This window comes from Vespertiliibacter pulmonis, from assembly GCF_013377275.1.
In the GTDB taxonomy this organism is placed as follows: domain Bacteria; phylum Pseudomonadota; class Gammaproteobacteria; order Enterobacterales; family Pasteurellaceae; genus Vespertiliibacter; species Vespertiliibacter pulmonis.
This window is the reverse complement of record NZ_CP016615.1, coordinates 92594-109561: the sequence shown is the minus strand read 5'-3', so window position 1 is coordinate 109561 and position 16968 is coordinate 92594. Positions and strand designations below refer to the sequence as shown.

Here is a 16968-nt window from a genome sequence, read left to right as displayed (position 1 = left end):
TATTTTATGAGATTTAAACAATGTCATTTACATTTGAAGCTGAAGTTCGTTTAGCGCAAGGTAAGGGTGCGAGCCGCCGCCTGCGTCATAATGGTCAAGTTCCTGCAATTATCTACGGTGGTAACGCAGAGCCTGTATCAATCATCTTAGACCACGATAAAGTAAACAATGCACAAGTACATGATTCGTTTTATAGCGAAGTATTAACGCTTGTTATTGGTGGTAAAGAAGAAAAAGTTAAAGTACAAGCAATTCAACGTCACCCAACTAAACCAAAATTAGTTCACTTAGACTTTAAACGTGCTTAATAGATAGAGGAAATCTTTCCTTTAGGTTAGTTAAAACTGAATTTTCTATTACAGGAAATTCAGTTTTTTATTGGGAAAAATAAAGCCCTAAGTTAAAACTTAAGGCTAAAAATTAATGCAAAACGATGTTTAAACTTGCCATTTGTTAATGAATAACCGCAATAAGCATCATTAACATAAAACTTACTACAGCAAGTAAGAAATGTTTAAGTGAAAATGGTTGCTGTTTTTTGAAGGCTTTTGCGGCAAAAATAATATAAAGCACTAAAAAGAGTAATTTTGACCAAATCCAGCTCTCATTCCAATTAAAACTAAATCCAAAGAAGATAGTTATCCCTGAAATCAAGAGTAGAGTATCAATAATATGTGGGGCGATTTTTAAGATTTTGTATTGTCGCCAATCTACCATTTTAGCTGAGAGAACGCCTCTTAGGAGTAATAATCCTAAGCTAATATAGGCTAGACTGATATGTGATAAATATATTATGTTCATTGTGATTTTCCTACTTTCGGTTTATAGCTCTACAATCATTGATTTTAAATATTGATATATTTCACGGTAATTTTTTGCGAGCTTGTTAGCTTGACGTTCCTTTTGGGCAGCACGAATAAGATTACGCAAATGTTGGCGATCTAATTGTGGGTAATCTTCTAGGAGAGGGTTTAACGCCATATCGCCTTGTTCAACTAATTGTTCCCGTATAATTTCTAATTTTTGCAATAGGGCAAGTTGTTGATTATGCCGATTTTGCACTTTATCTAAGGCTTCTTGTATTGGCTCAGGATCACGGTTGCGTAATAATTTGCCAATATACTGAATTTGACGGCGGCGAGCTTCCAAGCGTAAACGCTGTGCTAATTCAATCGCCTCACGGAGACTATCATCTAAAGGCATTTTTGCTAAATTAGCAGGTGTTAAGTTTATTAAATTCTCACCAAGTTTTTTAAGCTGTTCCGAATCTCGTTTAATTTCACTCTTACTTACCCAAATAATTTCTTCTTCATTATCTGTCCAGTCCATTTCATTATTGCGTGCTTTGCGAGCCATCATTCCCCCTTTTGAGCTAAAAAGCCTATCGCAATGGATAGGCTTTTCTGATAAGATTTTTACTTTTACATTCTATGTGGAAAAGCACGTCTGGTCAATGATAAACCACATTGTACTGCCCTATCATTGCAATACTCACGGCTTTCACTTAAATAAACGGTGAGCCATTTATAAGATAAAACATTATGAGCTTAGTAACCCAAACTGAATTACAACATCAAGAACACATTTTACGAGATGCGGTGCAAACAGCATTATCTTTAGCAGAGAAGGCTGGTGCAACAGCAGAAGTCGGTGTAACTAAAGTTGCAGGGCTTTCTGTTTCCACCCGTTTAGAGCAGATTGAAAATATTGAATTTAATAACGATGGATCTCTTGGTATTTCTGTCTATTTAGGAAAAAGAAAAGGTAATGCTTCTACATCAGATTTACAGCCAAAATCAATTCAACAAGCGGTTGAATCTGCATTAGCTATTGCAAAATATACTTCTGAAGATGAGTGTGCTGGGCTTGCTGATAAGGAAATGATGGCGTTTAATGCTCCTAATTTAGACCTTTATCATCAAGCTGAAATTGATGTAGATAAAGCAGTGGCTTTGGCTTTAGAAACGGAACATTACGGCATACATAGTGATGAAAAGATTGTAAATAGTGAAGGTGCAACCTTTAATTCTCATAGTGGTATTCGAGTATATGGCAATACACACGGAATGTTGCAGAGCTATTTATCGAGCCGTTATTCACTTTCTTGTAGTTTGATTTCAGCTTATAAAGAGCAACTAGAACGGGATTATGAATATACGATTTCTCGCCAGTTTGATCAGCTAGCAGATCCTGAATGGGTTGGGAAACAAGCAGCGATGAAAGCAGTAAAACGGCTAAATCCGCAACAGTTAGCAACAGGTGAGTTTCCAGTTATTTTCTATAATGATGTGGCAACGGGGCTTATAGGGCATTTAGCAGGAGCTATTAGTGGTGGGGCTTTATATCGTAAATCTAGCTTTTTACAAGATAAATTAGGTGAGCAAATTTTACCTGATTGGTTTGCAATTTCAGAACGTCCTCATTTATTACAACAGCTTGCGTCATCGCCATTTGATAGTGAAGGCGTTATCACACAAGATAGAGAAATTATTACTGATGGCGTATTGCAATCTTACCTTTTAACCAGTTATAGCGGACGTAAATTAGGAAGACAAACAACAGGACACGCTGGGGGAATTCATAATTGGTTAGTACAACCTAATCGAACAGGTGGTCTGGAAACGTTGCTAAAAGAGATGGGCAGAGGTTTATTGGTTACAGAAATGTTAGGTGGCGCAATTAATGGCGTTACAGGTGAATATTCTCGAGGTGCGGCAGGGTTTTGGGTAGAAAATGGTGAAATTGCCTATCCTGTGGCTGAAATTACAATAGCAGGAAAATTACAAGATATGTATCAAAATATGGTTGCCGTAGGTGATGATATTGAACATCGATCTAACATTCAAACAGGGTCGATTTTGCTGGATAAACTAAAAATCTCAGGGCAATAAATAGTATAGGAAAGTGAGTAAAAAGCGACAAGAGTCGCTTTTTCTTTTTGGGCAATAAAAATTGTCGTATTTCTCTCATTTTTGTGTAAAGGTTCTTTTAAAGAGGCTAATTCTATAGAAAACGCTAGAGTATAAGCGGTTGTTTTTGTAAAATATTTGTCAGTTTTTACCCTTGGAGAATTAATAATGATGAATAGAAGACGCTTTATCCAAATTGGTGCAACCACATTTTTAGCTTTGAGTGCAAATCGTTTTGCCTTTGCAGAATCAAAAAATAAAGTGGCATTGCGTATTGTTGGAACAACGGATGTCCACAGTTTTCTAACTGATTTTGACTACTATAAAGACGCACCTACTCCTAAATTTGGTTTTACACGCACGGCAACATTGATTGAACAGGCTCGCAAAGAAGCAAAAAATAGTGTGTTGGTGGATAACGGCGATTTAATTCAAGGGAATCCTATTGCAGATTATCAAGCCGCTGTGGGCTATAAAGAAGGTAAGTCGAACCCTGCTATTGATGCGTTAAATTTTATGAATTACGACGTAGGAACATTAGGAAATCACGAATTTAACTATGGACTAACCTATTTAGATGATGCCATTAAACAAGCCAAATTCCCGATTATAAATGCGAATGTAGTAAAAGCTGGTACGGAAGATCCCGCTTTTCAGCCTTATTTCATTCAAGAAAAAGAGGTCATCGATGAAAATGGGCATAAGCATACTGTAAAAATTGGTTACGTTGGTTTTGTTACGCCACAAATTGTTGTGTGGGATAAGGCAAATTTAGATGGAAAAGTGGAAACACGAGATATTGTAAAAACTGCAGAAAAATATGTGCCAATTCTAAAACAGAAAGGAGCAGATATTATTGTTGCTTTGGCACATACAGGTCCATCAGATGAACCTTATAAAGAAGGTGCAGAAAATTCAGCATTTTATTTAGCTGATGTAAAAGGCATTGATGCGGTAATTTTCGGGCATTCTCACCGCTTGTTCCCAAATAAAGAATTTGCAAAATCACCAAATGTAAATTTAGAGAAAGGAACTGTAAAAAATATGCCTGAAAGTATGGCGGGATATTGGGGTAATAATATCAGTGTCGTTGATCTCACACTAACAGAAGAAAATGGTAAATGGGTGGTGATTGATGGATCCGCAGTATTACGTCCGATTTATGATACAGAAAAGAAAGTGGCAACGGTAGAAAATCACCCAGGCGTTACGGCATTGTTAAAACCTGTACATGAAGCAACACGTACTTTTGTTTCTCAGCCAATAGGAAAAGCAACGGATAATATGTATAGCTATTTAGCTTTAGTACAAGATGATCCAACTATTCAAATTGTGAATCAGGCACAACGGGCTTATGTTGAAAATATTGTGAAAGGTTTGCCTGATTTAGTAGGATTACCGATATTAAGCGCAGGTGCACCATTTAAAGCTGGTGGACGTAAAAATGACCCTACGGGTTATACTGAAGTGGATAAAGGCGATTTAACTTTCCGTAATGCCGCAGATTTATACCTTTACCCAAATACATTGGTGGTATTAAAAGTTACGGGCGATGAATTAAAAGAATGGTTAGAATGTAGTGCAGGAATGTTTAACCAAATCGATCCTAATAGTGAAAAACCACAAAGCCTCTTAAATTGGACGGGGTTCCGTACTTATAATTTTGATGTAATTGATGGGGTAGAATATCAGTATGATCTCACACAGCCTGCCCGTTATGATGGTGATTGTAATTTAATTAATCCAAATTCTCATCGGGTGCTTAATTTAACGTATAATGGTAAAGCAGTTGATCCGAAAGCTGAGTTTTTGATTGCGACTAATAATTATCGTGCTTATAGTGGTAAGTTCCCGGGAACTGGCGATAGCCATATTGTATTTGCTGGTCCTGATGAAAATCGTCAAATTGTGGCAAATTATATCAGTGCAGAAAGTAAAACTAACGGTACAGTTAGTCCAACGGCAGATAAAAATTGGCGATTTGCACCAATTAACAGCAAAGTGAAGTTAGATATTCGTTTTGAAACTTCGCCAACAGATAAAGCAAAATCATTTATTAAAGAGAAAGGGCAATATCCAATGACGTTCTTAGAAACGGACGAAACAGGGTTTGCTGTGTACCAGATAGATTTATCTAAATAAGTTAATAGTAAAATCCGCTTTAATATTTTAAAGCGGATTTTTTATATTTAATAAGCCCATAATGATAATGAGCGGTTACATCTGCCGATGATGTTCAACTCGAATATGGCGATGTTCGTTTCCGTCTTGGTATTCATAATCATATTTAAACCCTTTTAGGCTAACTCTGATATTATGTTCTTGGGCATATACATTGGTAAAATCTTCTAGAAGTTCTAAAATATCGCTCGCAATATAGATTGCTTTTTCTGCGTTAATAATAATATGAGCATCAGATGGAATATTTTTTAATGTTTTCTTTAATGCTGCTTTATTTAAAAAAGAGACTTCTTCACCTAATTCCAAAATAATTGTCCCCGCATTTGCTAATTCTTCTCGGCTGAGATAATAAGTTCGTTTCATATTGCTATGTAAAATAAATAGTAAGCTGATAATTAAACCAATTCCAACACCTTTAAGTAGATCTAGGCATACAACAGCAATCATTGTGGCAATAAAGGGAATAAATTGATAAATTCCTTTGCGCCAAAAATGAAGATAAGTAGATGGAGCGGTTAATTTATATCCTACTATAATTAAAACAGCGGCTAAACTTGCAAGCGGAATTTTATTAAGTAAATGGGGTACTGAAAGTACACACAATAGCAATAATATACCGTGAATAATGGTCGATATTTTGTGATTAGCACCAGCATTGGCATTAGCAGAAGAGCGAATAATCACAGAAGTTATTGGTAGCCCACCAATAAATGAGGCAACAATATTACCAATACCTTGAGCTCGAAGTTCTTGGTTTGTATCTGTTATTCTGCGGTGTTTATCTAAACGATCGGCAGCTTCAATAGAGAGCAGAGTCTCAATAGAAGCGACTAATGCGATAGTTATGCCTGTTATCCAAACGATTGGGAGAGTAAAACCTGAAAATTGGGGAAAACGAATAAGTTGTTGTATATCAGATATATTATGTATATCAGGTAATTGGACGAGCTGACTGCTAGGGACAGCAAGTGGGCTATATAGTTGAATAAAAAGTTGATTGATGATAATTCCAGCAATAACTGCAATAAGGGCTGTAGGTAGTGATTTTATCTGATTTAAACGTGGGCAATACTGCCAACCGATTAAAATAATGAAAGAAATAGTCGCAATAATTAGTGAGCCTAAATGAATACTTAACGTAGGAAGAGAGTTAAGAGTAGGAAAGTTTTCGTACCCGAAAATACTCGGAATTTGTTTAATTATGATGATAATACCAATACCAGCAAGCATTCCTTCAATGACTGCAATAGGAATATAATTAGTAATACTACCTGCGCGCATAAAGCCCAATGAAAGTTGTATCGCTCCAGCAATAACGCCAGCACAGAGAAACAGGTCAAAACTACCGAGTTCAGTGATTGCACTTAAGACAATGGCCGTTAGCCCTGCGGCTGGGCCTGCTACGCTAATTGGTGAGCTACTGAGAGTGCCAATTAAAATTCCGCCGATAACACCTGACAAAATCCCCGCTAATGGTGGAGCTCCTGATGCGAGGGCAATTCCTAAACACAGAGGAAGGGCAATTAAAAATACAACTAGCCCTGATGAAAAATTTTGTCTAAATACCTGTCCTTTGGTGTGCTGTTGCATAGACTATTCCAGAATTGAAAAGAGTCGTTATTTTACTGGTTTATCACGATAAAAAAGTGGTTAGAGTTCACAAAATGGAGAAAATTTTTAATAAAGTAACCGCTTGTACTAGTTTAGTGCCAAAATTTGTTCTTTTAATCCACTTTGTCGTTGCGTTTGGCTTTTTATCCCTTGTTTCCATACTTTTTCGTTACTAAAGAGAGTAAATTTTTTCTTTGCTCGTGTTACAGCAGTATAGAGCAACTCTTTCGTTAAAATTGGGGTAGCATTTAACGGCATAATCAACACGGTATGTTCAAATTCAGAGCCTTGAGATTTATGAACAGTCATCACATAGGCGGGTTCATTGCTTGGCAAGCGACTTGGGGTAACTTTAATCATTTTATCTATGGTTTCCCCTTCAAAATAAATTTTAGGTTTTCCTTGTGTATCAGCTAAAACTAACCCAATATCCCCACTTGAGAGATTTAAGATGGGTGCATTTTCCGTAATCAAAATGGGCTTACCTAGGTAGTTTTCCCGGCTATAACGAAAATGGATTAACCCAGCTTGCTGTAATCCTTCAGCAATTCGTTGATTGAGCCGTTCAACACCAAATTCACTTACTCGTAAAGCGGTTAATAAACGTACTTTTTTGAAAGCATTAAAAACCTCAATAATAATTTGAATGTTATCTGGATTTTGTTCTTGTTTTTTTACCAATGTTAAATAATCTCGATAGTGTTCAATTGCATAGGTAATAACCAATTTAATACACTGTTGTTGGTAGTGTGAAGTATCCGCAAATTCTAATGGGGAAGGGTATTCCATTAATGCAAGATCGCTTAAAGGCGAAGGTGTAGCAAAAAGTTGCCAAGAATTGGCCACTTGTTGTTTATTGATTGCTTTTGCTAGTTTTCCAATACCTGAATTATCGTCAAATCGATAGCTTTTGCGTAAATGGCAGAGTGAATTACAAATATCAGGGACTTGAGAAGATTGAGGCTCTAGGGTATAGCCAGTGGTTTGAGCCAAGTAATCAAGGTGTGTTTGGCTGTATCCATAGTGTAAAAATTGCCCAAGTTCGCTCATAATATTACCAGCTTCAACGGAGGCAAGTTGATCTTTATCTCCTAACATAATCACACGAGTATGTGGCTTCAGAGCGTTAAATAGCTTCTCCATCACGAAAAGATCGATCATTGAAGCCTCATCGACAACAATTAGGTCAAAATTTAATGGATTACGATCATTATAACGAGGTTTATCTCGATGTGGGGTAATACCAATTAGGCTATGAATGGTAGTTGCATTGATTGGAATTGCATTTCTTTGTTCCTGAGAGAGTGGAAGCTGTAATAAACTGCCTGAAATCGATTCTTTAAGACGAGCTGCTGCTTTTCCCGTTGGGGCAACTAATGCAATATTGAGTGGATTTAGCTCCAGTTCTTCTTGCTTTTGTTGTAAAGCCGCCAGCAAAATAGCGACTGTACGTGTTTTACCTGTACCTGGCCCGCCTGAAATAATACTAAATTTTTGTTGTAATGCAGTAGCAACGGCAATTTTTTGCCAATTAGTTTCAGTTTCTTCGGGGAAGTATGGCGCTAATATACGTTGGTACAGGGGAATATGAGTAAAATCTGGTGTGAAACTGACCGCTTGTTGTAAATAAGTCGCGACCCGATTTTCAGCTTGCCAATAACGGTAGAAGTAAAGCCGTTCTTGCTGAAATAGCATTGGGGCTATTTGTTCTGGATTTTGACTGAAAGCAATGTGGTTTTGTAAAATAAATTGCCAATCAAGCGGTGAGATTCCGCCAATTTTTTGCGATATAGCTTCAACAAAATGAGCATATTTGTGAGTAAGATCAAAAGGATTTTGTGCTAAAGAGGAGGTTAAATGTAAACAACTATTTCCTTCTAGTGCGGTATAAGACATTAAGGCGCTTAATAAAACCGCTAAATTTTGTTGTTGCTGTGTGTAGTGATGAGATTTCTGTTGATGATCAATCAATTTGGCAAATTGATAATTGAGTTCAGAAATCAAATTTTCTTCTTTAAGTTGTTCAAGTATATGGAGCATCACGATCGCAAAAAAGTTATTTAATATGGCTAGTGTAACGTAATTTGTTGTGGGTAAGAAGTGTTGTAATAGAACAAATTAAGTAAGTATTTTGTAAAATAAAAATCCACGCAAAAGCGTGGATTTTAGCGTAAAAAGTTATTCTACACGCAATAAACGGCAGGTGTTTGTTCCGCCAAGTTTAGATTCATCACCGTGGGTGAGAAGGACTAAGTCATTGGTTGCTAAGTAGCCCTGCTCTTTTAGCAATGCAATCGCTTTTTTTGCTCCATCAATAGTACGGCTATCGTGTGTATAATATACAGGGGTAACACCACGATATAATGCTGAGCGATTTAATGCTTGCTCATTACGAGAAAGTGCATAAATTGGTAAGCCTGAACTGATACGGCTCATCAATTTTGCCGTTTCGCCTGATTGGGTTAAGGCGATAATAGCACTTACCCCTTCCATATGGTTTGCAGTGTACATTGCAGACATCGCTACGGCTTCTTCAATATCAGAGAATTTATAATCCATACGATGACGAGAAACATTGATACTTGGCATTGTTTCTGCTCCTAAGCAGACTTCTGCCATTGATTTGACCGTTTCTTCAGGGTAGTCGCCGTTGGCAGTTTCACCTGAAAGCATTACGGCATCAGTACCATCTAACACAGCATTCGCTACGTCCATTACTTCGGCACGGGTTGGCATTGGTTTTTTGATCATTGATTCCATCATTTGTGTTGCTGTGATAACAACACGGTTTAAACGGCGAGAACGGCGGATTAGCTTTTTCTGTACGCCAACTAATGCTGCATCACCGATTTCAACTCCTAAATCACCACGAGCCACCATAATTACGTCTGCACCTAAAATGATGTCGTTCATTGCTTCTTCAGTTGCGACAGTTTCTGCACGTTCTACTTTGGCAACAATTTTAGTATCTAACCCCGCTTCTAAGGCTAATTGACGAGCGTATTTTAAATCTGCACTTGATTGTGGGAAAGATACAGCTAAATAATCAACACCAATTTTTGCTGCTAATTTAATATCTTCTTTATCTTTATCAGTCAATGCTGGTGCAGAAAGACCACCACCTAATTTATTGATCCCTTTATTATTAGAAAGTGGACCACCTACAGTAACTTCGGTAAATACTTTCGCCCCGTCAATAGAAAGCACTTTTAATTGAACATTACCATCATCTAATAATAAAATATCACCAGTTACTACGTCATTAGGTAAGTTTTTATAATCTAAGCCAACAGACTCTTGAGTACCTTCGCCTTTTGGCAAGTTTGCATCAAGAGTAAATTTATCACCAATATTTAAGAATATTTTACCTTCTTTAAAGGTTGAAACTCGAATTTTAGGGCCTTGCAAATCACCTAGAATAGCAACATGTTTGCCTAAACGTTTGGCAATTTCTCGTACTTGAGCCGCTCGTCCGATGTGATCTTCGGGTACACCATGTGAGAAGTTCATACGAATCATATTTGCCCCAGCAGCAATGATTTTTTCGAGCATGTTGTCACGATCAGTTGCTGGCCCGACAGTACAAACAATTTTGGTTCTTCTAAGTTTATGAGACATTATTGAGTTTCTCCGATTTATTTTGATAATGTTAAAATGAATTGAAATAGTTATGGGGTTTGATTAATTTATCATCTAATGATATTCATATCCAAAAAATTAGGGGTATTATACGCTGAAATCAGCTTAGATAAAATATAAGAAAAGGAACAATTATGCAGATTTGGATAATGCGTCATGGAGAAGCTGGATTTAATTCCACAATAGATAGTCAGAGAAGCTTAACAGATAAAGGAAAAAATATGGCGTATAAACAGGGAAAATGGCTGGCAAATCGGCTTATTTTTCAAGGAAGATCGCTTAATAAAATTATTGTAAGTCCATATTTGAGAGCTAAGCAGACATTAGAGATGCTATTACAAGGAATTGAAGAGGTTAGTTGTGAAGAAAATTTTGTAGTATTAAATGAACGCATAGAGCAATGGGAAGGAATTACTCCTGGTGGCTCTGTAGAAAATGTAGTGAATTATCTTGATGTTTTGCAACAAGATGGGGTTGATAATGTATTAATTATTTCTCATTTACCTTTAGTTTATGATTTAGTACAAATGCTAACACTCTCTCAGCAAAGTGTTCATTTTTATCCAGCAGTGATTGCCGAAATTAGTAAAAAGGGAAATATAGGAGAATTGAAATGGGCTGAATTTCCTTAATATTTAAGAGAAAATAGTTCGATTATTTTTTATGCTTTTGGTTGTTAACTAACCTTTTGTAAATTATAAAATAATTACTTGTATTAAAATGGATTCAGTGTTTTAATACACCTCAAGCTAAAAGCTCGATTTATCAGTTTGTTATTTTTTGCACTTCCTGTTGTACAAGTTTTAAATTTGTTTATTGAAAGTCTTTTAATATCTATCTCGTAATTCAAATCTTAGCGTCATCGCTTGTTTCAAGCACAAATTTAAAATGTAACATAAAAGGAAGACAATATGTCTAAATTACAAGGCACAGTAAAATGGTTCAACTCTGATAAAGGTTTCGGTTTTATCACTCCAGCAGATAACGGTAAAGATTTATTCGTTCACTTCTCTGGTATCATTGGTACAAATTTCCGTACTTTAAATGAAGGTGATAAAGTTGAATACAGCTTACAAAATTCAGATCGTGGTCCATCTGCGATTGATGTAACAGTAATTCGTTAATATTTAGTTAGATAATTGAATAAATTATTTATAAATTAACTAGATAAAGAAAGGCTGAAAACGATTATTCGGGTTCAGCCTTTTCTATTGCATAAAATTATGCAAATAAGTAAATAGTCAGCGATTTTTTTAGAAATTTCTGTATAATGACTAAGTTTTATTTCTAAGTATTTATAGGCGGCTATCAAAAGTAATCTTAGTCTCTCAGTGAGCAGAAGTAGGTAAAACACCTAAGAGATGATTTTTGCTAGTCGCAATTTTTAAGAAATAAAACAAAATTAATAATTTCAATATTATTAAGACTAATCTTAAAAAATGTAGTAGAAGGACATTAAAATGACTCCAATTGTCAAACAATTTAAATATGGTCAGCACACTGTTACCTTAGAAACAGGAGCAATTGCTCGCCAAGCAACAGCAGCTGTAATGGCTAGTATGGACGATACTTCAGTACTTGTAACTGTTGTAGCTAAAAAAGAAGTAAGAGAAGGGCAAGATTTCTTCCCTTTAACTGTTGATTATCAAGAGCGTACCTATGCAGCGGGACGTATCCCAGGTGGTTTTTTCAAGCGTGAAGGGCGTCCATCTGAAGGTGAAACCTTAGTTGCTCGTTTAATTGATCGCCCTGTTCGTCCACTTTTCCCAGAAGGTTTTTTCAACGAAATTCAAGTAATTGCTACCGTTGTATCAGTTAATCCACAAATTAGCCCTGATTTAGTGGCAATGATTGGAGCATCAGCGGCACTTTCTCTTTCAGGTGTACCTTTTAATGGACCTATTGGTGCGGCTCGTGTAGGTTTAATCAATGATCAGTTTGTACTAAATCCAACAATTTCTGAACAAAAAATGAGTCGTTTAGATTTGATGGTTGCAGGCACAGACAAAGCCGTGTTAATGGTTGAATCTGAAGCTGATATTTTGTCAGAAGAGCAGATGTTAGCGGCTGTTGTTTTTGGTCATGAACAACAACAGGTTGTTATTGAAAATATTAAAGCATTAGTTAAAGAAGCTGGTAAACCACGCTGGGATTGGGTTGCTCCACCAGTAGATACTACATTGATTGATAAAGTGAAAGCATTAGCCGAAGTACGTTTAGGAGATGCTTACCGAGTAGTAGAAAAGCAAACTCGTTATGCTCAAATTGATGAAATTAAAGCGGAAGTTATTGCAAAATTAACAGCGGAAGATGAGACGGTATCAGAAGGTAAAATTATTGATATTCTAACCGCTTTAGAGAGCCAAATCGTGCGTAGTCGTATTATTGCAGGTGAACCACGAATTGATGGACGTACAGTGGATACGGTGCGTGCGTTAGACATTTGCACAGGTGTATTACCTCGCACTCACGGTTCTGCAATTTTTACTCGTGGTGAAACACAAGCACTTGCAGTTGCAACATTAGGCACAGAGCGTGATGCACAGGTTATTGATGAATTAACGGGTGAAAAATCAGATCGTTTCTTATTTCATTATAATTTTCCTCCATACTCTGTGGGCGAAACAGGCCGTATTGGTTCACCAAAACGTCGTGAAATTGGACACGGCCGTTTAGCAAAACGTGGTGTATTAGCGGTAATGCCTACAGCAGAAGAATTCCCATATGTCGTGCGTGTAGTTTCAGAAATTACAGAATCAAATGGTTCGTCTTCAATGGCTTCTGTATGTGGAGCTTCCCTTGCTTTGATGGACGCAGGTGTGCCAATTAAAGCAGCGGTTGCTGGTATTGCGATGGGCTTAGTGAAAGAAGATGAGAAATTTGTTGTTCTTTCAGATATTTTAGGTGATGAAGATCACTTAGGTGATATGGATTTTAAAGTAGCTGGAACTCGTGATGGAGTTACTGCACTACAAATGGATATTAAAATTGAAGGTATTACACCTGAAATTATGCGTATTGCACTAAATCAAGCAAAAGGTGCTCGTATGCATATTTTAGGGGTAATGGAACAAGCAATTCCTTCACCTCGCTCAGATATTTCTGATTTTGCTCCTCGTATTCATACTATGAAAATTGATCCGAAGAAAATCAAAGATGTTATTGGTAAAGGCGGAGCAACTATTCGATCATTAACAGAAGAGACTGGTACATCAATTGATATTGATGATGATGGCACAGTAAAAATTGCTGCAACAGATAATGCAGCTGCAAGTCGTGTAATGGAACGTATTGAAGAAATTGTTGCTGAAGTTGAAGTGAATACAATTTATAAAGGTAAAGTTACTCGTGTTGTTGATTTCGGTGCATTTGTTGCTATTCTTGGTGGAAAAGAAGGCTTAGTTCATATTTCACAGATTACAGATGCTCGGGTTGAGCGTGTAGCAGACTACTTAAGCGTTGGACAAGAAGTTCAAGTTAAAGTTGTTGAGATTGATCGCCAAGGACGTATCCGTTTAACAATGAAAGATATTGCTGTTGAACCAGCGGCAGAAGATACTGCATCTGAGCAACAAGAAATCACTGAATAATTGTTATTATCTGCCCTTATCATTGTTGATGAGGGTAGAATTAAATATTTAGCCTAAGGTTCTATAAATGTTACAACGTCTTAAGTTGTTCAGTCTACGTTTGATATTACCCGTATTTACGGTATTAATGATCGCTGGTTGTGTAAATCGAGCTTCTGAGATTATTTCTCAGAAAAATTTGCCATTAGCAGAGCTTTCTCCGCAACTTCGTTTTGAGCAAGAAGTAATGCTTGTTCGTTTAAATCAAGTATTACGAGAAGCAAAGCTAGGTAAATCAGAACGGGCAGAACTTTATTTTGAGCGTGGTGTTATTTACGATAGTTTAGGGCTTTGGTCTTTAGCCTATAAAGATTTTTCACGAGCAGTTGAATTATCGCCTAAAATGGCAGCGGCATATAATTACTTAGGCTTATATCTTTTACTGGAAGATGATTATGATAGTGCGATTGATGCATTCAATGCTGTACTAGAATTAGATCCCAATTATGATTATACCCGTTTAAATAGAGGGTTAGCATTTTATTATAGTGGACGTTATGCGGAAGCAGAGCGTGATCTTACTTACTTTTATGAAGCGGATAAAACCGATCCTTATCGTGTTTTATGGCTCTATTTTAATGAATTGGAATCATCACCGAGTAAAGCAAAAAACAATTTAGTTGAACGTTCAAAAAGTTTATCTAAAGAGTTTTGGGGAACGAATATTGTTTCCTATTTCTTAGGCAAAATGACCTTAGAGCAGCTTCGATTAAAAATGAATGCACAGGCTGATGTTAATACACCACAGTATGCAGAAATTTTAACTGAAACATATTTTTATCTTGCAAAACAAACACTCAAATTAAATCAAGTCGCAGAAGCAATCAGTCTTTTTCGTCTTGCAAATGCAAATCAAGTTTATAACTTTGTTGAGTATCGTTTTGCTCTGTTTGAGCTATCTCGTTTACGAGCGAGCCAAACAACTCCCGTTATTGTTGGGAAAAATTAGGACGATAATAAGCGGTTCAAGACTAAATTTTTTGCAGTAAGCAAAAAATAGTGAAAACTAACCGCTTGTGGTGTGCGACAAGTTATACAACGTATTTATTTTCTTACCTATCAGGCTCAACAATATAATTTTTATAAGCTATTTTCTTTAATTTTTTAAGGAAATGGTGTAATTTATTTTGGAATTTTATGACAATTAACACTTTAACTTTTGCCGATTTAGGCTTACCTCAAACAATTCTTGACGCTGTAACTCAAATGGGCTTTGTGAATCCATCGCCAATTCAGCAAGCCTGTATTCCTTACTTACTTGATGGACGTGATGTATTAGGCATGGCACAAACAGGAAGTGGTAAAACAGCGGCATTCTCTTTACCGACTTTAGCAAAAATCGATCCAGAACAGCGTTATCCACAAATGTTAGTGATGGCACCTACTCGTGAGCTGGCTATTCAAGTTGCAGATGCTTGCGAACAATTTACAAAAAATATGAAAGGCGTGCGCGTTGTAACTATTTATGGTGGCCAGCGTTATGATATTCAAATTAGAGCGTTAAAAAATGGCGCTCAAGTTGTTGTAGGAACTCCTGGGCGTATTTTAGATCATATTCGTCGAGGCACTTTAGATCTTTCTGCTTTGAAAACTATCGTGCTTGATGAAGCAGATGAAATGTTGCGTATGGGCTTTATTGAAGATGTTGAAACCGTAATGGCAGAATTACCTGAAAATCATCAGACAGCGCTTTTCTCTGCTACAATGCCAGAGCCAATCCGCCGTATTACTCGCCGTTTTATGAAAGATCCACAAGAAGTAAAAATTCAAGGAACACAGCGTTCTGCACCAGATATTACTCAAAGCTATTGGTTAGTAAATGGTTTCCGTAAAAATGATGCGTTATTGCGTTTCCTGGAAGTTGAAGAGTTCGATGCTGCGATTATTTTTACTCGTACTAAAACAGGTACAACAGATATCACTGAATTACTTGAACGTAATGGTTACCGAGCAGCTGCCTTAAATGGTGATATGACTCAGCAAGCTCGTGAGCAAACATTAGATCGTTTACGTTCTGGCCGTTTAGACATTTTAGTGGCAACAGATGTTGCAGCCCGTGGTTTAGATGTTGAGCGTATTAGCTTAGTTGTAAACTATGATATTCCACTTGATTCTGAAAGTTATGTTCACCGCATTGGTCGTACAGGGCGTGCTGGACGTTCAGGTAGAGCATTATTATTTGTTGAACCTCGTGAACGTCGTCTATTGAAAAATATTGAGCATTTAATGAAAAAACCAATTGACGAAGTACCTGTACCAAATCACAAAATTTTAATGGAAAAACGCCGTGAAAAATTTAAAGCGAAAATTTCATTACAATTAGAACACCACGATTTAGAGCTATATCGTGAATTATTGGAAGATTTGTTTACTGCAGATCAAGATCACGAAGAATTAGCTGCAGCTATGATGATGTTGTTGCAAGAAAAACAGAAATTAATTCTTCCACCAGATCAAGAAATTCGTGCCGTTCGTGCTGATCGTGGTAGAGGACGTGAAGGGCGAGATAATCCTCGTTCAGCGGAACGTCGTGGCGGACGTGAACAGCGTGATAATAATGGTGTTTCAATGGATCTTTATCGCATTGAATTAGGTCGTGAAGATGGAGTAGAAGTTCGCCATATTGTTGGAGCAATCGCTAATGAAGGTGATATTAGTAGCCGTTACATTGGACATATTAAATTACACGATAGCTACTCCACGATTGAATTACCACAAGGAATGCCAAACCACTTAATTCAGCATTTTGCTCAAAAAGCACGCGTATTAAGTAAGCCTATGCAAATGTCTCTATTAGGACCAGCAAGCAGTGCAAGTAATAGTAACCCGTCAAATCCTTATGAAAATAAAGGACGTGGACGTGGTGGAGAACGTCGTGGCGGGCGTGATCGTGATGATCGTAAAGGCGGTTTTAAAGAAAAACGTTTTAATGACCGTGGTCGCCGTTAATTAACTTAATTTTCCCTATTAACTATGGGGAATTCTCTCAAAATAGGGTT

At 36.9% G+C, this 16968-nt stretch carries 13 protein-coding genes; 8 read left to right on the top strand and 5 right to left on the bottom strand.

Annotation, left to right across the window (positions count from 1 at the left end):
• Window positions 1-20 precede the first annotated feature (20 nt).
• The gene (gene rplY / locus A6B43_RS00640) at window positions 21-308 is read left to right on the top strand and encodes a 50S ribosomal protein L25 (protein WP_124210668.1); all 288 of its coding nucleotides are present in this window, start codon (window positions 21-23) and stop codon (window positions 306-308) included.
• A 145-nt stretch (window positions 309-453) separates the two neighbouring features.
• On the opposite strand, the gene A6B43_RS00635 is transcribed toward rplY, so the two are convergent.
• Both A6B43_RS00635 and yjgA read right to left on the bottom strand, forming a co-directional pair.
• Window positions 454-801 (bottom strand): SirB2 family protein, encoded by a 348-nt coding sequence (locus A6B43_RS00635; RefSeq protein ID WP_124210667.1) that lies wholly within the window; start codon window positions 799-801, stop codon window positions 454-456.
• 21 nt (window positions 802-822) lie between these two features.
• Complete coding sequence (yjgA, locus tag A6B43_RS00630; RefSeq protein ID WP_124210666.1) at window positions 823-1356, bottom strand: ribosome biogenesis factor YjgA; 534 nt, start codon at window positions 1354-1356, stop codon at window positions 823-825.
• Between the two features lie 185 nt (window positions 1357-1541).
• Here yjgA and pmbA point away from each other — a divergent pair, with 185 nt between their 5' ends.
• Window positions 1542-2891, top strand: a complete 1350-nt coding sequence (gene pmbA, locus A6B43_RS00625) for a metalloprotease PmbA (RefSeq protein ID WP_124210665.1) — start codon at window positions 1542-1544, stop codon at window positions 2889-2891.
• 186 nt (window positions 2892-3077) lie between these two features.
• Window positions 3078-5051 carry a 2',3'-cyclic-nucleotide 2'-phosphodiesterase gene (gene cpdB, locus A6B43_RS00620; protein ID WP_124210664.1) on the top strand — a complete coding sequence of 658 codons (1974 nt, stop codon included), beginning with the start codon at window positions 3078-3080 and terminating at the stop codon, window positions 5049-5051.
• 75 nt (window positions 5052-5126) lie between these two features.
• On the opposite strand, the gene A6B43_RS00615 is transcribed toward cpdB, so the two are convergent.
• The 3 genes from A6B43_RS00615 to pyk all read right to left on the bottom strand — a co-directional run bounded on the left by A6B43_RS00615 (window position 5127) and on the right by pyk (window position 10319).
• Window positions 5127-6680: a SulP family inorganic anion transporter gene (locus tag A6B43_RS00615; RefSeq protein ID WP_124210663.1), complete on the bottom strand. Its 1554-nt coding sequence runs from the start codon at window positions 6678-6680 to the stop codon at window positions 5127-5129.
• A 108-nt stretch (window positions 6681-6788) separates the two neighbouring features.
• The gene (gene recD, locus A6B43_RS00610) at window positions 6789-8741 is read right to left on the bottom strand and encodes an exodeoxyribonuclease V subunit alpha (RefSeq protein ID WP_124210662.1); all 1953 of its coding nucleotides are present in this window, start codon (window positions 8739-8741) and stop codon (window positions 6789-6791) included.
• Between the two features lie 138 nt (window positions 8742-8879).
• Window positions 8880-10319 carry a pyruvate kinase gene (gene pyk / locus A6B43_RS00605; RefSeq protein WP_124210661.1) on the bottom strand — a complete coding sequence of 480 codons (1440 nt, stop codon included), beginning with the start codon at window positions 10317-10319 and terminating at the stop codon, window positions 8880-8882.
• Between the two features lie 155 nt (window positions 10320-10474).
• Here pyk and sixA point away from each other — a divergent pair, with 155 nt between their 5' ends.
• From sixA to A6B43_RS00580, 5 genes are all read left to right on the top strand, one after another.
• Window positions 10475-10972: a phosphohistidine phosphatase SixA gene (gene sixA, locus A6B43_RS00600; RefSeq protein ID WP_124210660.1), complete on the top strand. Its 498-nt coding sequence runs from the start codon at window positions 10475-10477 to the stop codon at window positions 10970-10972.
• Between the two features lie 279 nt (window positions 10973-11251).
• Window positions 11252-11464, top strand: coding sequence for a cold-shock protein (locus A6B43_RS00595; RefSeq protein WP_124210659.1), 213 nt, complete (start codon window positions 11252-11254; stop codon window positions 11462-11464).
• 336 nt (window positions 11465-11800) lie between these two features.
• Window positions 11801-13930, top strand: a complete 2130-nt coding sequence (pnp, locus tag A6B43_RS00590; RefSeq protein ID WP_124210658.1) for a polyribonucleotide nucleotidyltransferase — start codon at window positions 11801-11803, stop codon at window positions 13928-13930.
• Between the two features lie 67 nt (window positions 13931-13997).
• On the top strand, window positions 13998-14918 hold the full coding sequence (gene nlpI / locus A6B43_RS00585) for a lipoprotein NlpI (RefSeq protein WP_124210657.1): 921 nt from the start codon (window positions 13998-14000) through the stop codon (window positions 14916-14918).
• A 188-nt stretch (window positions 14919-15106) separates the two neighbouring features.
• The gene (locus tag A6B43_RS00580; RefSeq protein ID WP_124210656.1) at window positions 15107-16918 is read left to right on the top strand and encodes a DEAD/DEAH box helicase; all 1812 of its coding nucleotides are present in this window, start codon (window positions 15107-15109) and stop codon (window positions 16916-16918) included.
• Window positions 16919-16968 lie beyond the last annotated feature (50 nt).